Origin of the sequence: Telluria sp. B2 (assembly GCF_051789535.1) — a bacterium.
GTDB lineage: Bacteria > Pseudomonadota > Gammaproteobacteria > Burkholderiales > Burkholderiaceae_D > Telluria.
Window position 1 is genome coordinate 1119953 of the sequence record NZ_CP196525.1, and the last position, 18852, is coordinate 1138804.

The 18852-nt window shown below is 65.3% G+C and carries 20 protein-coding genes; 8 read left to right on the plus strand and 12 right to left on the minus strand.

Annotated features, from left to right (window positions below; translation table 11 throughout):
- The first annotated feature begins 2 nt into the window (after positions 1-2).
- Both ACSUZJ_RS05045 and ACSUZJ_RS05050 read left to right on the plus strand, forming a co-directional pair.
- On the plus strand, positions 3-710 hold the full coding sequence (locus ACSUZJ_RS05045; protein WP_499413889.1) for an ABC transporter permease: 708 nt from the start codon (positions 3-5) through the stop codon (positions 708-710).
- Complete coding sequence (locus ACSUZJ_RS05050) at positions 707-1393, plus strand: energy-coupling factor ABC transporter ATP-binding protein (RefSeq protein WP_499413891.1); 687 nt, start codon at positions 707-709, stop codon at positions 1391-1393. The genes ACSUZJ_RS05045 and ACSUZJ_RS05050 overlap by 4 nt, the downstream gene beginning before the upstream one ends.
- Positions 1394-1399: 6 nt before the next feature.
- On the opposite strand, the gene ACSUZJ_RS05055 is transcribed toward ACSUZJ_RS05050, so the two are convergent.
- The 11 genes from ACSUZJ_RS05055 to ACSUZJ_RS05105 form a co-directional block, all read right to left on the minus strand.
- Complete coding sequence (locus ACSUZJ_RS05055; RefSeq protein ID WP_499413893.1) at positions 1400-2035, minus strand: DsbA family oxidoreductase; 636 nt, start codon at positions 2033-2035, stop codon at positions 1400-1402.
- A 53-nt stretch (positions 2036-2088) separates the two neighbouring features.
- Positions 2089-2712: an HD domain-containing protein gene (locus ACSUZJ_RS05060; protein WP_499413895.1), complete on the minus strand. Its 624-nt coding sequence runs from the start codon at positions 2710-2712 to the stop codon at positions 2089-2091.
- Between the two features lie 7 nt (positions 2713-2719).
- On the minus strand, positions 2720-4183 hold the full coding sequence (gene rng / locus ACSUZJ_RS05065) for a ribonuclease G (protein WP_499413897.1): 1464 nt from the start codon (positions 4181-4183) through the stop codon (positions 2720-2722).
- 313 nt (positions 4184-4496) lie between these two features.
- Positions 4497-5114, minus strand: a complete 618-nt coding sequence (locus ACSUZJ_RS05070; protein WP_499413899.1) for a Maf family protein — start codon at positions 5112-5114, stop codon at positions 4497-4499.
- Between the two features lie 11 nt (positions 5115-5125).
- Positions 5126-5596 (minus strand): 23S rRNA (pseudouridine(1915)-N(3))-methyltransferase RlmH, encoded by a 471-nt coding sequence (gene rlmH, locus ACSUZJ_RS05075; protein ID WP_499413901.1) that lies wholly within the window; start codon positions 5594-5596, stop codon positions 5126-5128.
- 6 nt (positions 5597-5602) lie between these two features.
- Entirely contained in the window at positions 5603-6298 is a 696-nt protein-coding gene (rsfS, locus tag ACSUZJ_RS05080) for a ribosome silencing factor (RefSeq protein WP_499413903.1), read from the minus strand.
- On the minus strand, positions 6298-6981 hold the full coding sequence (locus ACSUZJ_RS05085) for a nicotinate-nucleotide adenylyltransferase (protein ID WP_499413905.1): 684 nt from the start codon (positions 6979-6981) through the stop codon (positions 6298-6300). The genes rsfS and ACSUZJ_RS05085 overlap by 1 nt, the downstream gene beginning before the upstream one ends.
- Entirely contained in the window at positions 6978-7889 is a 912-nt protein-coding gene (gene hemF / locus ACSUZJ_RS05090) for an oxygen-dependent coproporphyrinogen oxidase (protein WP_499413907.1), read from the minus strand. Before hemF ends, ACSUZJ_RS05085 begins: the two co-directional genes overlap by 4 nt.
- Positions 7890-8151: 262 nt before the next feature.
- Entirely contained in the window at positions 8152-9417 is a 1266-nt protein-coding gene (purD, locus tag ACSUZJ_RS05095; protein WP_499413908.1) for a phosphoribosylamine--glycine ligase, read from the minus strand.
- A gap of 14 nt (positions 9418-9431) precedes the next feature.
- A complete protein-coding gene (locus tag ACSUZJ_RS05100; RefSeq protein ID WP_499413909.1) occupies positions 9432-10157 on the minus strand; it encodes a YebC/PmpR family DNA-binding transcriptional regulator in 726 nt (241 codons plus the stop codon).
- Positions 10158-10283: 126 nt separating this feature from the next.
- Entirely contained in the window at positions 10284-11096 is an 813-nt protein-coding gene (locus tag ACSUZJ_RS05105; protein ID WP_499413910.1) for a DUF2182 domain-containing protein, read from the minus strand.
- Between the two features lie 188 nt (positions 11097-11284).
- On the opposite strand from ACSUZJ_RS05105, the gene ACSUZJ_RS05110 reads away from it, so the two are divergent.
- From ACSUZJ_RS05110 to ACSUZJ_RS05130, 5 genes are all read left to right on the plus strand, one after another.
- Entirely contained in the window at positions 11285-12205 is a 921-nt protein-coding gene (locus tag ACSUZJ_RS05110) for a DMT family transporter (protein WP_499413912.1), read from the plus strand.
- Between the two features lie 16 nt (positions 12206-12221).
- Positions 12222-12617: a methylglyoxal synthase gene (locus ACSUZJ_RS05115; RefSeq protein ID WP_499413914.1), complete on the plus strand. Its 396-nt coding sequence runs from the start codon at positions 12222-12224 to the stop codon at positions 12615-12617.
- Positions 12617-13591 carry a quinone oxidoreductase family protein gene (locus tag ACSUZJ_RS05120; protein WP_499416447.1) on the plus strand — a complete coding sequence of 325 codons (975 nt, stop codon included), beginning with the start codon at positions 12617-12619 and terminating at the stop codon, positions 13589-13591. Before ACSUZJ_RS05115 ends, ACSUZJ_RS05120 begins: the two co-directional genes overlap by 1 nt.
- On the plus strand, positions 13588-13728 hold the full coding sequence (locus ACSUZJ_RS05125; protein WP_499413916.1) for a hypothetical protein: 141 nt from the start codon (positions 13588-13590) through the stop codon (positions 13726-13728). The genes ACSUZJ_RS05120 and ACSUZJ_RS05125 overlap by 4 nt, the downstream gene beginning before the upstream one ends.
- 331 nt (positions 13729-14059) lie before the next feature.
- The gene (locus ACSUZJ_RS05130) at positions 14060-15262 is read left to right on the plus strand and encodes an ISL3 family transposase (RefSeq protein WP_499409742.1); all 1203 of its coding nucleotides are present in this window, start codon (positions 14060-14062) and stop codon (positions 15260-15262) included.
- A 74-nt stretch (positions 15263-15336) separates the two neighbouring features.
- Here the strand turns inward: ACSUZJ_RS05130 and ACSUZJ_RS05135 are convergent, their stop codons facing one another.
- Positions 15337-16005 (minus strand): DUF4136 domain-containing protein, encoded by a 669-nt coding sequence (locus tag ACSUZJ_RS05135; RefSeq protein WP_499413918.1) that lies wholly within the window; start codon positions 16003-16005, stop codon positions 15337-15339.
- 195 nt (positions 16006-16200) lie between these two features.
- On the opposite strand from ACSUZJ_RS05135, the gene pepN reads away from it, so the two are divergent.
- Positions 16201-18846 (plus strand): aminopeptidase N, encoded by a 2646-nt coding sequence (gene pepN, locus ACSUZJ_RS05140; protein WP_499413920.1) that lies wholly within the window; start codon positions 16201-16203, stop codon positions 18844-18846.
- The last annotated feature ends 6 nt before the right edge of the window (positions 18847-18852 follow it).

Here is an 18852-nt window from a genome sequence, read left to right on the forward strand (position 1 = left end):
GCATGACCCTGTTCGAGGCCACGCGGCACGCGTTCGTGCTGCTGTTTTCCGGCGACGCCGCGCTCTGGCACATCATCTGGGTCTCGATCAAGACCAGCACGATCGGCCTGCTGCTGGCCACGCCGCCCGCGGTCCTGCTCGGCTATGCGATCGCCATGCACCGCTTCCCGGGCCGGCGCATCGCGATCTGGCTGGCCCAGTGCGCGCTTTCCCTGCCCACGGTCCTGATCGGCCTGCTGCTCTACCTGCTGCTGTCGCGTCGGGGCCCCCTCGGTCCGCTGGAATGGCTGTTTTCCCAATCCGGCATCATCGCGGGCCAGTTCGTGGTCGGCCTGCCGGTGCTGCTGGCCTTCACGCTGGCGGCGGTGCAGGCGCTCGACCCGCGCTACGCCGAGACCGCGCGCGCCCTCGGCGCCTCGCGCTGGCGGGTGCTGGCCACCGTGCTGCACGAGGCGCGCTACGGCGTGATGGCGGCCGTGATCAGCGGTTTCGGCCGCGTCATTTCCGAAGTCGGCTGCGCGCTGATGGTGGGCGGGAACATCGAGGGCGAGACCCGCACCATCACCACGGCCATTGCGCTGGAAACCAGCAAGGGCGAGTTCGCGCAGGGGATCGCGCTGGGCATCGTGCTGGTGACGCTGGCCCTGGTGATGAACGGCGCGCTGATGCTGCTGCAGGGCGAGGCGCATACCGCAGGGGGGCGTCCGTGAGCGCGCTGGCGAAGGTGCTGCTGACCGTGCGCGGCCTGCGCAAGCGCCATGGCGAGCGTCTGCTGTTCGACATCGATCAGCTGTCGCTGGACGCCGCCAGCGCCTATGTGCTGACCGGCGCCAATGGCGTGGGCAAGAGCACGCTGCTGCGCATCCTCGGCGGGCTGGAGACGGCCGAGGTGGAGTCCGTCTTCTTCGATGGTCACGCCGTGTCCCTGCACCCCTATCCGAAGGCGCTGCGCGAAGCCATCGTCTACGTCCACCAGCATCCGATCATGTTCTCGACCAGCGTCGCCGACAACATCGCCTACGGCCTGCGGGCGCGCGGCGAATCAAAAGCGACAGTGAAGCAGGCGGTGGAAGAGGCCATGGCCTGGGCCGGCGTGGATTACCTGCGGCACACCGATCCGGCCCGCCTGTCCGGCGGCGAAAAGCAGCGCGTGGCGCTGGCGCGCGCGCGCGTGTTGAAACCGCGTCTGCTGCTGCTGGACGAACCGACCGCCAACCTGGACGGCGTCGCACGCGAGCAGGTGATCGCCCTGATCCCGACCCTGCTGGAGCAGGGCAGCACCGTGGTGATGGCCTGCCACGATCGCGATCTGATCGGGCTGCCCGGCGTGCAGCGCCTGAAGCTGCGCGACGGGCATCTCGAATACCGGTCGCACAAATCCGACGAGCCTTGAACGGGCTCAGCGGGCGATATCGTCCAGCACCTGGCGCAGCGCCGCTTCCATGGTCTCGTAGGGCACGGCGCCGCGTACCGCCAGGGCCTGGTCCCAGCCGGCGCCGGCCGGGCGGAAGACCATGATCGGCACCCCGGCCACACCCAGCGAATGGGCCAGCTTCTGGTCTTCCAGCACCTCGGCGGTATGGCGCGCGCTGCCGAGCGCTTCGCTCAGGCCCAGGCGGTCCACGCCGCATTCGACCCCGATATCCTCGAGTATCCCCGGGTCGCCGATGTCCCGCCCGTCCACGAAGAAGGCGCGGAACAGCGCTTCATGCATCAGGTCGAAACGCCCCTGTTCGCGCGCGTAGGCCACCGCTTCGAAGGCCTTGCGGCTGCGTGGCTGCACCGGCGGCAGTTTCAGGGTCATGCCGCGCTCGGCCGCCATCGGATAGACCGAGCGGTTCCAGGTCGTGTGCAGGTATTCGCCGTCCGGGTCGAGCGTCGGTTTCGGATCGGGACGCAGCTCGAAGGCGCGCCAGGCGACCTCGAGTTGCTCCCCGTAGGCCTGCTGCAGGCGCTGCACGGCGGGCAGTTCGAGGTAGCAGAAGGGGCAGACGTAGTCGCTCCAGATGTCGATGCGGATGGATGGTGTAGTCATGGCGCGATGTTAGGACGATTTGCGAGGGGAGGGCGCACCCGTGCGGAAACAGATCAGGAAGGCAAGGCCTGGATCGCGTGCGCGAGGTTGCGGCGGGCAGCAGCCTCGAAGCGTTCCTGGCAGGGCAGGGTGTGGAAGATACTGTCGCGGTCGAGAAAGCCCTGCAGGATCTGCCTGCGCTTCTCCATGAACAGCGCCTGCGGCACGTGCGCATACTCGGCGCGGATCTGGGCCTCGTACTCGGCAAAGCGCCCGGGCTGCGCGCCGAGGATGGCCAGGTCGACGTCGGTCAGCAGTTGGGCGTCGGGCGTGGCGGGAAGGGCATCGTGGCAGGTCGCCATGATCAGTGCGTGCACGCGCTCGCAGACACCGGGCGCCAGGCCGGCCGCCAGCAGCGCCTGGTCCGCCCAGTCGGCCGAACGCGCCTCGTTATCGCGGGCGTGCACGTCGTACACGCTGTCGTGGAACCACAAGGCCAGTTCGATCTCGGCAGGGTGTTCGGCCAGGTGGCGCAGCGCGTCGAAGTGGGCAAGGCACTCTTCGAGATGCTGCTCGGTGTGGTAGTGGCGCTGCGGTTCGCGGTAAGCCTGGATCAGCGCATCGAACAGGCCGGCGGGAGCAGGTGTGCCCAGTTCCTTCCACAGGCGCTGCCAGCCTTGCTCGAACGAAGGGCTCACGCCATCCTCACATCAGGATCACGTCGTACTGCTCCTGGTGATACCCCTTCTCCACCTGCAGCGAAATCTTCTTGCCGATGAAGTCGCCCAGCATCGCCAGGTGCTGCGACTCCTCTTCCAGGAACAGATCGACCACTTCCTGCGAAGCTAGGATGCGGAATTCGCGCGGATTGAACTGCTTGGCTTCGCGCAGCAGTTCGCGCAGGATTTCGTAGCAGATGGTGCGCGAGGTTTTGACTTGTCCCTTGCCGCCGCAGGCAGGGCAGGGTTCGCACAGGATGTGGGCGAGCGACTCGCGGGTGCGCTTCCTCGTCATCTCGACCAGGCCCAGGGCCGAGAAGCCGCTCACCGAGACCTTGGTGCGGTCGCGCGCCAGCGTCTTCTTGAGTTCGGCGAGCACGGCGTTGCGGTGCTCGTTGTTCTCCATGTCGATGAAGTCGAGGATGATGATGCCGCCCAGGTTGCGCAGGCGCAGCTGGCGGGCAATGGCGTGGGCCGCTTCCAGGTTGGTCTTGAAGATCGTGTCCGCGAAATTGCGGCCGCCGACGAAGCCGCCGGTGTTGACGTCGATCGTCGTCATCGCCTCGGTCTGGTCGACGATCAGGTAGCCGCCGCTCTTGAGGTCGACGCGGCGGCCCAGCGCGCGCAGGATTTCCTCTTCCACGCCGTACAGGTCGAACAGCGGACGCTCGCCGGTGTAGTGCTGCAGACGCGACAGGACGCTCGGGGTGTAGACCTGGGCGAACTCGACCAATTTGAGGTAGTTCTCGCGCGAGTCGACCTGGATCGTCGCCGTTTCCTCGTGCACGAAGTCGCGCAGCACGCGCTGGGCGAGGTTCAGGTCTTGATATAACAGGCTCGTGGCCGGGCGGGTGCGGGCGCCGTGCTGGATCGCGGCCCAGGTCTTGCGCAGGTAGTCGATGTCGGCCAGCAGGTCGGCGTCGCTCGCTTCCTCGGCCTGGGTGCGCACGATGTAGCCACCTTTTTCTTCGGCCGGCAGCAGCTCCTGCATGCGCGTGCGCAGCAGTTCGCGGTCGCTTTCCTTTTCGATCTTTTGCGAGATGCCGATGTGCTTGTCCTGCGGCAGGTAGACCAGCATCCGGCCCGCGATCGAGATCTGCGTCGACAGGCGCGCGCCCTTGGTGCCGATCGGGTCCTTGATGACCTGCACGGTCAGCACCTGGCCGTCGTAGAGCAGCTTTTCGATGGGCGTGGGCGGCACGTTGGAATTGTCGTGCGGGCGCGCTTCCCAGATGTCGGCCACGTGCAGGAAGGCCGCGCGCTCCAGGCCGATGTCGATGAAGGCCGACTGCATGCCAGGCAGCACGCGCACGACCTTGCCCGAATACACGTTGCCGGCCAGGCCACGCGTCAGCGTACGCTCGATGTGCAACTCCTGCACCGCGCCCTGCAGGACCAGCGCCACGCGCGTTTCCTGCGGGGTGATATTGATGAGGATGTCTTCGTTCATGAGCGCTGCGCGTAAGGGATATTGTTCAGAGTGTCATGATACACGCTGGGATGGGGGATGGTGGGGCTGCGGGTATTCCGCGGAGGGGGATGTGGTTCGGTTAGGTCCGTTGCCGCGCCCGTACGCCAACACGACGCGAATGTTCGCGTGGGCACGGAGTGCCCACCCTACGGGAGCTGCCGCGGTGTCGAAAAGCTGCCGCGGATCACCGGATGTCTGCGACGCGTCTGGTAGGGTGGGCAGTGTTAGCGGGGTTTGAACAGGAGCGTCCGACAGAAGCCAGAGCCCGGATTCGGGCCGCCATCGTCACCATTTAAACCTGCACGCCCACCTTGCGCAGCAAGGCCGCCGTCTCGAACAGCGGCAAGCCCATGATGCCCGAATGGCTGCCCTCGATGTGCTCGATGAAGAGCGCGGCCAGGCCCTGGATGCCGTAGGCGCCGGCCTTGTCATAGGGTTCGGTGGTGGCGCAGTAGGCGGCGATCTGCTGCGGAGTCAGCCTGGCGAAGCGCACGTCCGAGACCTGGGTGATGTGCTCGGCAAAATCGGTGTAGTGCACCGCGACCGTGGTCAGCACCTGGTGGGTGCGGCCCGACAGGCGCTCGAGCATGGCTTTCGCTTCCGCCGGGTCGGCCGGCTTGCCGAGGATCTCGTCGGCTATCGTCACCGTGGTGTCGGCCGTGAGCACCGGGCGCAGCGGCTGGCGGCGCTGCTGCAGCACCTTCCAGGCAAAAGCGCCTTTCTCGCGCGCCACGCGTACGACATATTCGTGCGCCGGCTCGCCCGGCAGCACGTCCTCGGGCACGTCGACGCCGCGCGCCGGGTCGTTACGCAGGCTCAGCAGCTCGAAGTCGATGCCGACCTGGCGCAGCAGTTCGCGCCGCCGCGGGCTTTTCGAGGCGAGATAGATTTTCTTGTCGTGCGCATTCATTGGGCAGGCGTTCAGACGCGGTGATACGGATGGTTCTGGGTAATGGACCAGGCGCGGTAGAGCTGTTCGGCCAGCATTACGCGCACCATGCCATGCGGAAGGGTCATGCTGGAAATGCGGATCATGCCTTCGGCACGCGCCTTCAGCTCGGGATCGAGGCCATCGGCGCCGCCAATGAGGAAGGCGGTGTCGCGCCCGTCCTGCAGCCAGCCCAACAATTGTTGAGAGAGTCCAACACTTGTCAGGTCCTTGCCCCGCTCGTCGAGCGCGATGATGCGCACGCCTTTGGGCAGCACCGCTTCGATGCGCTCGCGCTCGAGCGCCATCGCGGTGGCCGCCGTCTTGCTGCCGGAGCGCTCGACCGGCTTGATTTCCTTGAGCACGATGCGCAGCTCGGGCGGCATGCGCTTCGTGTATTCCGCAAAGCCGGTCTCGATCCAGGCCGGCATTTTATGGCCGACCGCGGCAATGATGAGTTGCATCGAAACTTACTCGGTGACCTTCTTGGCGACGCGCTTGATGACCTTCTTGACCGGTTCGGCGTCGGCAGCAGCGGCGGCTTTCGGCGCGCGCTTCGGCGGCTTGGCCTTGGTCGCTTCGACGGCGGCGATCTCGCTCTTGCTCGGCGCCACTTTCACGACCTTGCCGACCGGGGCCTTCTTGGCGGCCGGCTTCTTCGCAGCGACGGTCTTGGCGGCAGCGGTCTTGGTTGCGGCGGTCTTGGTGGCGGTCTTGCGCTCGCGCACCGGCTTTGCTTCCGGCTGGTCCTGGTTGGCGGCCAGGTGCTTCGACTTGGTCTTCGGCTCGGCAGCTTCAAGCGCTTCCGGCGTCGACTTGCGCTTGGCCGCGCCCAGCTTCACCGGCTTCTCGCCCCAGATTTCTTCCAGGCGGTAGTACTGGCGGATGGCCGGCTGCATGATGTGCACGATCATGTCGCCCAGGTCGACCAGGACCCATTCGCCGGTGTCCTCGCCTTCCAGGCCGACCACGTCGCCGCCTGCTTCCTTGACCTTGTCGCGCACCGAGGCGGCCAGCGCCTTGGTCTGGCGATTCGACGTGCCCGAGACCACGGCGATGCGGTCGAACAGGCTGGTCAGGTGGGTCGTGTCGAACAACATGATCTCCTGGCCCTTGACGTCTTCGAGGGCGTCGACGACGACCGTTTGCAGTTTTTTGATATCCATTAGCTTCTGTATAAATTATGTTGTTGAATATAGTCTAGCACTACCCGCGCGAGGTACGCGGTTGGCGCACGCTCCGGAACAGCGTCGGGCGCCGCACCGGATGCGCCTTCATTTTGCAGTGCTGCGCGCACCTGCGTAGCGGAAATGTCTACCGCCAGCGTGTGCGCCAGGCACACCAGGCCGGAAGGCGTGGTGCGTACCTGTTCAGGCGGCGCCAGGCGCCGCGCGATTTCCTGCGCCACCTCCGGCGGCATCGCGTCCTGCTCCAGCCTGTAGCCCGGCCGGGCTGCGACGCCAATATTGGCCAGCGCAAATAGTTCACGCCAGTCGCGCCAGCTATCGAGCCTTTGCAACTGGTCTGCTCCCATCAGGAACACGATCGAGACCTGCTCGCCCAGTTCGGCGCGCAGGCCGCGCAGGGTTTCCACCGTATAGGTCGGATTGCCGCTGTCGATCTCGCGGCGGTCGATGATGGCCGTGAGGCCAGCGTCGCGAAACGCCAGGTCCAGCATCGCGACCCGGTCCTCGTCGCTGGCCTGCAGCGCCGCTTTCTGCCAGGGACGGGCCGGCAGCACGCGCAATTCGGTCGGTTGCAGCAGCTCGGCGAACAGGCGCGCCAGCGCAACGTGGCCGTGATGCACGGGATCGAAACTGCCCCCCAGCAGGGCGACGCATGGAATCACGAAGCGAGCCAGTCCCGGTGCGGCAGGAAGTCGGAATACAACCGGGCTTCCGCGCTGCCCGGTTCCGGATGCCAGTCGTAGCGCCATTTGACGATCGGCGGCAGCGACATCAGGATCGCCTCGGTCCGCCCACCCGACTGCAGGCCGAAGTGCGTGCCGCGGTCCCACACCAGGTTGAACTCGACGTAGCGTCCACGGCGGTAAGCCTGGAAGTCGCGTTCGCGCTCGCCGTAGGGCGTGTCCTTGCGGCCTTTCAGGATCGGCAGGTAGGCATCGAGGAAACCGTCGCCCACGCTCTGTACCATGGCGAAGGCTTCGTCGAAAGGCAGCTCGTTGAAGTCGTCGAAGAAGATGCCGCCGACGCCGCGCGCTTCCTTGCGGTGCTTCAGGTAGAAATACTCGTCGCACCACTTCTTGAAGCGCGGGTGCAGGTCTTCGCCATAGGGCGCCAGCGCGTCGTGGCAGACGCGGTGGAAATGGCGCGCGTCGTCGACATTGCCGTAATAGGGCGTCAGGTCCATGCCGCCGCCGAACCACCAGACCGGGTCCTTGCCCTCGGCCGTGGCCTCGAAGAAGCGCACGTTCATGTGCACGGTCGGCGCGTAAGGGTTACGCGGGTGCAGCACCAGCGACACGCCCATCGCTTCCCAGGCGCGGCCCGCCAGTTCCGGACGCGCCGCAGCGGCCGACGGCGGCAGGTTGGTGCCCATCACGTGCGAGAAATTCACGCCGCCGCGTTCGAGCACACTGCCTTCCTCGATCAGGCGCGAGATCCCGCCGCCGCCCTCGGGGCGCTCCCAGCTGTCGCGCAGGAAGGGCTTGCCGTCCACATCCTCCAGCGCCGCGACAATGCGCGACTGAAGGTCGAGCAGCCAGGCTTTGATGGCGGATGGGGAAGGGGTGGACATGGATCGGTGCGGGGAAGTCAAAATTGAGGGCGATTGTACACTGTGCGGCCGTGTGTACGGAATTTACGCCGAGGGGTGCTGCCTGGTGTGGTGCTGATCGGAGGGGGAGACAGCGTGGACACAGGTGTCCACCCTACGAACCCCGTATTTGTAGGGTGGACACCTGTGTCCACGCGGTACAACATGACCGAGCCAGGAAGCTTACCGAAGACCGCGGCTGCGATGATTCACCGCCGGCCTTCGAACGCGCAACGAACGCGGCTTACTTGATCCCGCGCCACCCGATATCGCGGCGGAACTGCGCGCCGTCGAAACGGATCTTGTCGACGCCTTCGTAGGCCTGCTTCTGCGCCATCCTGACGCTGTCGCCCAGGCCGACCACGCACAGCACGCGGCCGCCGTTGGTCTTCAGGACGCCATCGGCCAGGGTGGTGCCGGCGTGGAAGGTGATGCATTCCGGCGTCTCGGCTGGAATGTCCTCGATCACGTCGCCCTTGCGCGGGCTGTCCGGGTAGCCGGCGGCCGCCATGACCACGCCCACGGCCGTGCGGCGGTCCCATTCGAGTTCGATCGCGTCGAGGGTGCCGTTGCAGGCGTGTTCGAGCACGGTAACGAAGTCGCTTTTGAGGCGCGCCATGATGGGCTGGGTTTCCGGGTCGCCCATGCGGCAGTTGAATTCCAGCGTGCGCGGGTTGCCCTCACTGTCGATCATCAGGCCGGCGTACAGGAAGCCGGTGAACTGGATGCCGTCCTTGGCCATGCCCAGGATGGTCGGGTGGATGATCTCGCGCATCACGCGCGCGTGCATCGCCGGCGTGACGATCGGCGCCGGCGAATAGGCGCCCATGCCGCCCGTGTTCGGGCCCTGGTCGGCGTCCTTCAGGCGCTTGTGGTCCTGGGAGGTGGCCATCGCCACCACGTTCTTGCCGTCGCACATGACGATGAAGCTGGCTTCTTCGCCGGCGAGGAATTCCTCGATGACGATGCGCGCGCCGGCGTCGCCGAAGGCGTTATCGGACAGCATGTGGTCGACCGCCGCATGCGCTTCTTCCAGCGACATCGCGACGACCACGCCCTTGCCGGCCGCCAGGCCGTCGGCCTTGATGACGATCGGCGCACCGTTCGCATCGACGTAGGCGTGGGCTTGCGCCGCATCCGAGAAACTCTGGTACTTCGCGGTCGGGATGCCGTGGCGCTGCATGAAGGCCTTGGCGAAGTCCTTCGAGCTTTCCAGCTGCGCCGCCTCGCGCGTCGGCCCGAAGATCTTCAGGCCGCGCGAACGGAACAGGTTGACGATGCCGGCGGCCAGCGGCGCTTCCGGACCCACCAGGGTCAGGGCGATGTGTTCGGCCACGACGAAGTCGGCCAGCGCCGCCGGGTCGGTGATCTCGACGTTCACCAGGCGGTCATCGACCGCGGTGCCGCCATTGCCCGGCGCGACGTAAACCATCTGGACGCGTTCGGATTGGGCCAGTTTCCAGGCCAGGGCATGTTCACGGCCTCCAGAGCCGACTACCAGGATCTTCATATGGCTCTCGCTGCTTATTCTTCGATGACGGCGTTGGTGTAGACGTCCTGGACGTCGTCCAGGTTTTCCAGTGCGTCGAGGATCTTCTGCATCTTGATCGCGTCTTCACCGGTGAGCACGGTCTCGTTGTCCGGCTTCATGATGACTTCCGAGACCTCGGCCTTGAAGCCGGCCTTTTCCAGCGCTTCCTTCACGCCCGAGTAGGCGAACGGGTCGCACAGCACTTCGAAGCCGCCTTCCTCGTCCTGCACCACGTCGTCGGCGCCGGCTTCCAGCGCCGCTTCCATCAGCTTGCCCTCGTCCACGCCTGGCGCGAACTGGAACTGGCCGACGTGCTTGAACATGAAGGCCACCGAACCCTCGGTACCCATGTTGCCGCCGTACTTGTTGAAGGCATGGCGCACTTCGGCCACGGTGCGCACCCGGTTGTCGGTCAGGCAGTCGACGATGATGGCCGCGCCGCCGATGCCGTAGCCTTCGTAGCGGACCTCTTCGTAGTTGACGCCCTCGAGCTCGCCGGCGCCGCGCTGGATCGCGCGCGTGACGTTGTCCTTCGGCATGTTGGCGTCGGCCGCCTTTTCGACCGCCAGGCGCAGGCGCGGGTTGGCGTTGATGTCGCTGCCGCCCATGCGCGCGGCGACCGTGATTTCCTTGATCAGTCGGGTCCAGATCTTGCCGCGCTTGGCATCAGTTGCGGCTTTTTTGTGCTTGATGTTGGCCCATTTGCTGTGTCCAGCCATGTTCGAGAATCCTTAGACGGTATGGGACGCCCAGTGCCGCCGCTTGCGGCGGCTTTTTGAGCTTCCCTTATGCAAGAGTGGGCGACATTTTAGCATGTGCCCCGCTCGCAAACCGTGCCTCGATTGTTATGGAAACAGCAATAGGGTCCCCCAGGCGACGAGTCCAAGACCGCCGATGCAGGCCACCACCGTGCCGCCCGGCAGCAGCTTCTCGGCCAGGATCAGCGCTGCCAGCCCGACCAGGGCCGCCAGGTTGGTGACGCCGGCCGCGAACAGCAGCAGCATCAGCAGCCAGCACGAGCCGGTACAGTAGAGTCCATGGGTGAGGCCCATGCGCCAGGCGCCGATCAATCCCGGACGCCAGCCCGTCAGGACGAAGGCGAGCGGGTTGCGGCACATCTGCAGGCAGGCGTGCTTGGCGGGCGTCCACTGGTAGACGCCGGCGGCGACCAGGGCCAGGCCGCATGCGCTGGCATTCGTGACGGCCATGCCGCTGTCGAGCGCGCCGGCGTCGTGCAGCGCCCACTGGGCCAGGGTGGCAAGCAGGCCGAAGCCGCCCCAGACCATCAGGTAGCCGAACACGAACAGCAGGGTGGCGAAATTCGGGTAGCGCACCGTGTGCGCCAGCCGGTTGATGCGGGCGAACAGCAGGATCGCCGGCGTCGCCGCCGGCAGCACCATGGCCGAGAGCATGGCGCCCCACATCGCCAGCACCAGCACCAGCTCCTGCGCGCGATAGGGGTGGGGCGCGACGCCCAACACCGCGTTTGCCAAGCCCGTGGCCAAGCCTGTGGACATGGCGGCGGGTTCGCCCGTCGAGATGCGCAGCGCCCGGAACACCAGGCAGGCCCAGCACAGTGCGACCAGCGCCGCCAGCCAGGCGATGACGAAGGGCCGATCGCGCCCCGCCGAGGGGGCGACACGGACGAGCGCGGTCATCGGACCGCCTCCATGCGGGCAAGCGCGGGCGGGATCCACGCGTGCGAACGGCCGCGCGGCCGCTTCATGCTCCAGTTCGGCATTGTTCCTCCTCATGAATTGTGAATGTGGCGGTTTGACTATGCGCATGGGTTTGCGTTCCGGGCTTCTGCCGAGCTTGATTCTGTGCTTGGTCGTACAATCGACGGATGACCCAGCATGCTCCAAGCACAACCGCAACTTCCGCACCACGCGCCAGCCTCCTCGCCGGCCTGTCCATCGCCATTGGCGGCGCCGTTTTGTTTTCCACGAAAGCCGTGGTCGCCAAATTGCTGTATCGGTACCACATCGATGCAGTGACTTTGATCGCCTTCAGGATGTTGTTTTCATTTCCGGCGTTCGCTGGCGTCGCGCTCTGGAAGATGCGTACCGAGGCGCCCCTGAGCTGGCCCGACCGCTGGCGCATCGTCGGGCTGGGCCTGGTCGGTTACTACCTGTCGAGTTACCTCGATTTCCTCGGCCTGCAATACATCTCGGTCGGGCTCGAGCGCCTGATCCTTTTCCTCACCCCGACCTTCGTGCTGGCGATCACGGCCGTGTTCCTGAAGCGCCGGATCACTCCCGTCGAGTGGGGTGCGCTGGCGCTGTCCTATTGCGGCATCGTGCTGGTGTTCGTGCACGACCTGGCCGGCGGCGCCGGCAGCACCGTCGTCGGCTCGCTGTTCGTGCTCGGCTCCGCGCTCACCTACGCCTTCTACCTGCTCGGCTCGGGCGAAATGGTGCGCCGCATCGGCTCGCTGCGCCTGGTGGCCTACGCCATGTGCGTCTCGAGCGCCGCCTGCATCGGCCAGTTCTTCCTGCTGCGCCCGGCGGAACTGCTGCTGCAGCCGCTGCCGGTGTACGGCCTCTCGCTCGTGAATGGACTTTTCTGTACTATCTTCCCGGTGTTCATGACGATGGTCGCGGTGCAGCGCATCGGCGCCGCCACCGCCTCGCAGGCGGGCATGATCGGTCCGGTGTCCACGCTGTTCCTCGGCGCCCTGGTGCTGGGCGAGCCGATCACCGCCGTGCAGCTGGCGGGAACAGGCCTCGTCCTGGCGGGTATCTACATGCTGTCCCTGAAAAAATAGGAAAGAGACGACAAGAATGAAGCCACGCATCGCGCTCATCGCGCACGACAAGAAGAAGGACGACATGATCACGCTCGCCGCCGAGTACCGGGAATTCCTGGCCGGCTGCACCCTGTCGGCCACCGGCACCACGGGCGGACGCCTGATCAACGAACTCGGGCTGGAGGTCGAGTGCAAGCACTCGGGGCCTTTCGGCGGCGACCTGCAGATCGGCGCCCAGCTGGTGACGGGGGAGGTCGACTGCGTGATTTTCCTGCGCGACCCGATGACGCCGCAGCCGCACGAGCCGGACATCAATGCCCTGGTGCGCGCCTGCGACGTCCACGACATCGCCTGCGCGACCAATATATCGACGGCGCGCCTGGTGCTGACCCAACTCATGAATACCAACAACAAGGAGCAAACACCATGATGGCCAAGGCAATCCGATTGACCCGCACCGGCGGCCCCGAGGTGCTGGAATACGTCGATGTCGAGGTGGGCGAACCGGGCCCGGGCGAGGCGCGCGTGCGCCAGCATGCGATCGGCCTGAACTTCATCGACGTGTATTTCCGCACCGGCCTGTACCCCATGCCCTTGCCCTCGGGCCTGGGCCAGGAAGGCGCGGGCGTGGTCGAGGCGGTGGGCGAGGGCGTCACCCACGTGCGGCCGGGCGACCGCGTGGCCTATGCCGGGCGGCCGAACGGCGCCTACAGCGAGGTGCGCACCATGCCGGCCGACATCCTGGTGAAACTGCCGGACGCGATCGATTTCGAGACCGCCGCCGCCATGATGCTGCAGGGCCTGACGGTCCAGTATCTGTTCAACAGCACCTACAAATTGCAACCCGGCCAGACCATCCTTTTCCATGCCGCGGCCGGCGGCGTCGGCCTGATCGCCTGCCAATGGGCGCGCGCGCTCGGCGTGAACCTGATCGGCACGGTCGGATCGAAAGAGAAGGGCGAGCTGGCCCTGGCGCACGGCGCTGCCCATGTCATCAACTACAACGACGAGGACATCGTGGCGCGCGTGCTGGAGATCACCGGCGGCAAGAAGGTGCCGGTCGTCTACGACTCCGTCGGCAAGGACACCTTCATCCGCTCGCTCGACTGCCTGCAGCCGCGCGGCCTGATGGTCAGCTTCGGCAATTCCTCGGGCGCGGTACCGCCGTTCTCGCTGAACGAACTGGCCTCGCGCGGTTCGCTCTACATCACCCGGCCTTCGCTGGGCGCCTATGCCGCCACCCGTCCCGAGCTGGAGGCGATGGCCGCCGACCTGTTCGGGATGGTCGCCAACGGCAAGGTCAGGATCGGCATCAACCAGCGCTTCCCGCTGGCCGAGGCCGCCCAGGCGCACATCGCGCTCGAGGCGCGGCGCACGACCGGCTCGACCATCCTGCTGCCATGAGGGAGTTTTCCGACGACCGCGAACCGCAGGAGCCCGAAGCCGGGCCGCCGAAGTTCGGGCGCCTGCTGCTGGTGCTGGTGGCGGCGGTGCTGCTCATTATCGTCATCACCTTCGCCTCGGAAGCGTATTTCTCGTAGGGTGGGCACTCCGTGCCCACGCGGTACGTGCGTCAACCGTTGGCCACGTGCCGTGACATGTCGCTCGCATCGTAACCGCGAGCCACGCATTCATCGAGGCACGGAGATATCGTGCGAGCGACAAGTTGAGGTACGTGTCCGAAAGATGTGCCCGTAACGCGTGGGCACGGGGTGCCCACCCTACGGTCGAGTGTCGTGGCAAGATCAAGCGTAGCGGCCAATAAAAAAGGTTCTTCACGGATTAGCGGGAGCAATGCTAAAAACAAGAAAGCGGTGAAGAAGAGCTAGACTTGTTGTGCGACCAACAAAGCTGACTCAACTCACCGCTTTCATGACGAATCATAATCTTGACCTCCCGTTCTGGGAAGGGTTCATTGCATCTAAATTGGAACGCGGACCTGACGCAGTGTGGATCAACCTGCGACGCGATCCTGGGGCGCCGATGGTATGCGGCGGCTGCGGCCATCACTGTCATCAGATACACGAAACAGGCCTACGCACTATCCGCGAGCTGCCCATGTTCGGTTTGCCGGTGTGGCTGCGTGTGCCTCTCAGACGGCTTCGGTGTGGTCAATGCGGCACCCGTACTGAGCGCGTGAGCTGGCTCGACCGGCACGCCCGAGTGACCCGCGCCTTGGCTGAATTTGTAGGCTTGTGGTGCGAGAAGCTGCCGGTAGCCCATGTGTGCAAGCTGGCGCAGCTGCACTGGGAGACGGTGCGCAATATCGAGCGTGCCAAGCTGGAACGTGAATTGGCTACCTTGCCTGCAGCACAGCCAACCCGGCTTGTCATGGACGAGTTTGCGCTGTTCAAAGGCCATCGCTATGCCACGGTCGTGCTCGATGCCGACAGCCGGCAGGTGCTCTGGGTCGGCGAAGGCCGCAGCCGCGAGGCCATCCGGCCGTTCTTCGAATGGCTCGGCCCTGAACGCTGCGCCAGGATCGAAGCCGTAGCGATGGACATGAATACCGCGTTCGACCTGGAAGTGCGGCGGCAATGTCCGAAAGCGCGCGTGGTCTACGACCTGTTTCACGTCATCGCCAAGTATGGCCGTGAAGTCATCGACCGGGTACGCGTCGACGAGGCCAATCGTCTGCGAGACGATCGTCCACAGCGTAAAGTCGTCAAGCGCTCCCGCTGGCTGTTGCTGCGCAACCGGGAAAACGTCCCGCCGACGCAGCAGGCGAATCTGGATGAGCTGCTAGCCGCCAACCAGGCTTTGATGACGGTGTACGTGATGAAGACGACACTTAAGGAACTCTGGCAGACATCAGGCGGATGGCAATGGCTTCTCGCCTGGCGGAACTGGCTCAGGATGGCGCGCGACAGCGGAATCGAGCCGCTCAGGAGATTCGCTGCCAAGCTCAAGCCTTACTGGCGGGGCATTGCAGCACGGCTGCGCTGGCCGATGCATACCGGCCAGCTCGAAGGCATCAATAACCGCATCAAGGTCATGAAGCGGATGGCCTACGGCTACCGCGATAGCGACTTCTTCTTCCTGAAGATCAAAGCCGCATTTCCCGGAAATCCGTGATGAACCATAAAAAAGCCGGGGCACGCCCCGGCTTCTCATTTCCTGCCACCGGCTTTCATGCCGGCCCTGTCATCTCAACCATTCTTCTGCTGCAACTCGATGCGCCGCACGCCCCCGCTCGGTCCTGGGAAGCCTGCAAAGGCACTCTGCACCAGCGCCGGCATCACCGCCGGGGTCGACAGTTCACGGCTCATGTTGTGCACGGTGACGTCGAACAGGCGCTTGTCGCTGGCGTCCTTGATCGACACCTGCAGTTCGCGGCGGTACTGGTTCTGGATCGACACTTCGTACGCCGGGAAGGGGTTCCAGAACGGATCGTAGAACGGGTGGTGCCAGCCAGCCCAGCGGCCGCGCACGCCGAAGCGCGGACCGAAGCGCGGGCCATGGCGGTAGTAAGGATAGCCAGGGTAGAAGGGGTAGCCAGCGTACATCGAGATCGCCGGTTCGACCACGCGCACCGGCACCTCGGTCGTGGTGAAGCGCATCGCCACCTTCAGTGCGGCCGGAGCGGCTGGCGATTCATGAAAGCCCAGTTGCGCCAGTTGCCCGCGCACGAGGTTCTGGTAGCTCTGGTATTCCAGGGTATTGTCCATTGCCGGCGGCGCCTCGAAGACATAGCTCTTGTCCGCGATCTGCGCTGGCCATTGGTGGAAGGTGGTGACATCGCTGCGGATGGTGGTCGCGCACCCGCCCAGCAGCAGGGCCATGGCGGCCGCGGCCGTCATCATGATCAAGCGTTTCATTCTTTCTCTCCAGTTTTTAGACGGTCTTTGCCGATCCTTAGCTTGCGCCTATCACCGCATTTTCGCAGATAAATTTACAGACGGTTACCAGTGCCACAGTCCGACACACGGCGAGGGGGAGGAATTCAGGCGCGCCCCGGCAAACCTTGTTGGTAGAATAAGACCTTCTTCGACTGTATTTTTCGGAACCATCCCATGCGCACAGATACGCCCCAGACGATCTACCGGAAAGACTACACTCCGCCCAGCTACCTCGTCGACACCGTCGAACTCGGTTTCGACCTCGATCCCGCCCGCACCATCGTCGCCAACCGGATGACGATGCGCCGCAATCCCGACAGCGCCCAGCGCGAAATCGAGCTGTACGGGGAGAACCTGGAACTGGTGGCGCTGCGCATGAACGGCAACACCCTCGGCGAGAACGACTACCGCATCGAGGGCAGCCTGCTGACCATCCCGAACACGCCGGAAGAGGTGACGCTCGAGATCGAGACGATCTGCGCGCCGGAACTGAACACCACCCTGAACGGCCTGTACACTTCGAACGGCAGCTTCTACACCCAGTGCGAGGCCGAGGGCTTCCGCGCCATCACGTATTTCCCGGACCGTCCGGACGTGATGGCCAAGTACACGGTGATGCTGCGCGCCGACAAGGAAAAATACCCGGTGCTGCTGTCGAACGGTAACCTGGTGGAAGAAGGCGACCTGGGCGACGGCCGCCACTACGCCAAGTGGGAAGACCCGTTCAAGAAACCTTCCTACCTGTTCGCCCTGGTTGCCGCGCGCCTGGTGTGCCAGGAAGAGAAGTTCCGCCTGGCCGACGGCCGCGAGGTCCTGCTCCAGGTCTGGGTCGAAGAAGGTAACCTCGACAAGACCGACTACGCCATGCAGTCGCTCAAGAACAGCATCCGCTGGGACGAGGAACGCTGGGGCCTGGAACTGGACCTGGACCGCTTCATGATCGTCGCCGTGAGCGACTTCAACATGGGCGCGATGGAAAACAAGGGCCTGAACATCTTCAACACCAAGTTCGTGCTGGCCAACCCGCGCGTGGCGACCGACATCGACTTCCAGGGCATCGAAGCGGTGGTCGGCCACGAATACTTCCACAACTGGACCGGCAACCGCGTGACCTGCCGCGACTGGTTCCAGCTGTCGCTGAAGGAAGGCCTGACCGTGTTCCGCGACCAGGAATTCTCGGCCGACATGGTCGGCACCGAGACCGGGCGCGCCGTCGGCCGCATCGACCAGGTGCGCACCCTGCGCCAGGCCCAGTTCCCGGAAGATGCCGGTCCCATGGCCCACCCGGTGCGCCCCGACTCGTTTGTCGAGATTAATAACTTCTACACCGTGACCGTGTACGAGAAGGGCGCCGAAGTGGTGCGCATGTACCAGACCCTGCTGGGCCGCGAGGGCTTCCGCAAGGGCATGGACCTCTACTTCCAGCGCCACGACGAGCAGGCGGTCACCTGCGACGATTTCCGCCGCGCCATGGCTGACGCCAACGGCCGCGACCTGAGCCAGTTCGAATACTGGTACAGCCAGGCCGGCACTCCGGTGGTGCGCGCCGAGACCCGCTACGACGAGATTGCCAGGACCTACACTCTGACCCTGTTCCAGTCCTGCCCGCCCACGCCCGGACAGGCGAGCAAGTTCCCCTTCCACATTCCGGTGGCCGTGGGCCTGCTGGGCGCGGACGGGCGCGACATGCCGCTCACCATCGATGGCAAGGAGGTGGGCACCACCGCCATCCTGGAACTGACGCAGGCCGAGCAGAACTTCGTGTTCGAGAACGTGCAGGAGCAGCCGACGCCTTCGATCCTGCGCGACTTCTCGGCGCCGGTCATCCTCGACTACAACTACGGCGACGCCGACCTGCTGCACCTGTTCAGTCACGACAGCGATCCGGTGAACCGCTGGGAAGCCGGCCAGCGCCTGGCCATGGGCCGCCTGCTGAAACTCACCGGCGAAGTCGGCGTCGGCGCGCCCCTGAACCTGGACGACACCTTCCTGCTGGCGCTGGGCAGGATGCTGGGCGACGACAGCCTCGACCCCGCCTTCCGCGAGCAATGCCTGCTGCTGCCGTCGGAAACCATGGTGGCCGAGCAGATCGAGGTGGTCAATCCGCTGTCCATCCACCTGGCGCGCCAGTTCATGCGCGCCAACATCGGCACCCGCCTGCGCGAGGAGCTGCTGGCGCAATACCACGCCAATCAGACGCCGGGCGAATACAGCCCGGACGCGCTCTCGATCGGCAAGCGCGCCCTGAAGAACCTGTGCCTGGCGTATCTCACCGCGGCCCAGGACGAGGAGGGCCTGCGCCTGGCCCAGGAGCAGTTCGACAACGCCGGCAACATGACCGACCGCGTGGCCGCCCTGAGCGCACTGCTGCACGCCCGCTCGCCGAACGTCGACCAGGCCCTGCAGCGCTTCTACGACGAGTTCGAGGACGAAGCCCTGGTCATCGACAAGTGGTTCGCGATGCAGGCATCGAGCGCCACCACGGATGTGTCGGGCGTACGCGGGCTGATGCGCCATCCGGCCTTCAACCTGCGCAACCCGAACCGCGCGCGCAGCCTGGTCTCGAGCTTCTGCGCGAACAACCCGGTGCAGTTTCACGCCCCGGACGGCAGCGGCTACGCCTTCTGGGCCGAACAGGTGATCGCGCTCGACGCCCTGAACCCGCAGGTGGCCAGCCGCCTGGCGCGCGCCATGGACCGCTGGCGCCGCTACACCCCCGAGCTGCAGGAGCACATGAAGAAGGCGTTGCAGCAGGTGGCCGGCCAGCAGCGCCTGTCGAATGACGTGCGTGAGGTCGTCGGCAAGGCCCTGGCAAACTAAAAGCAT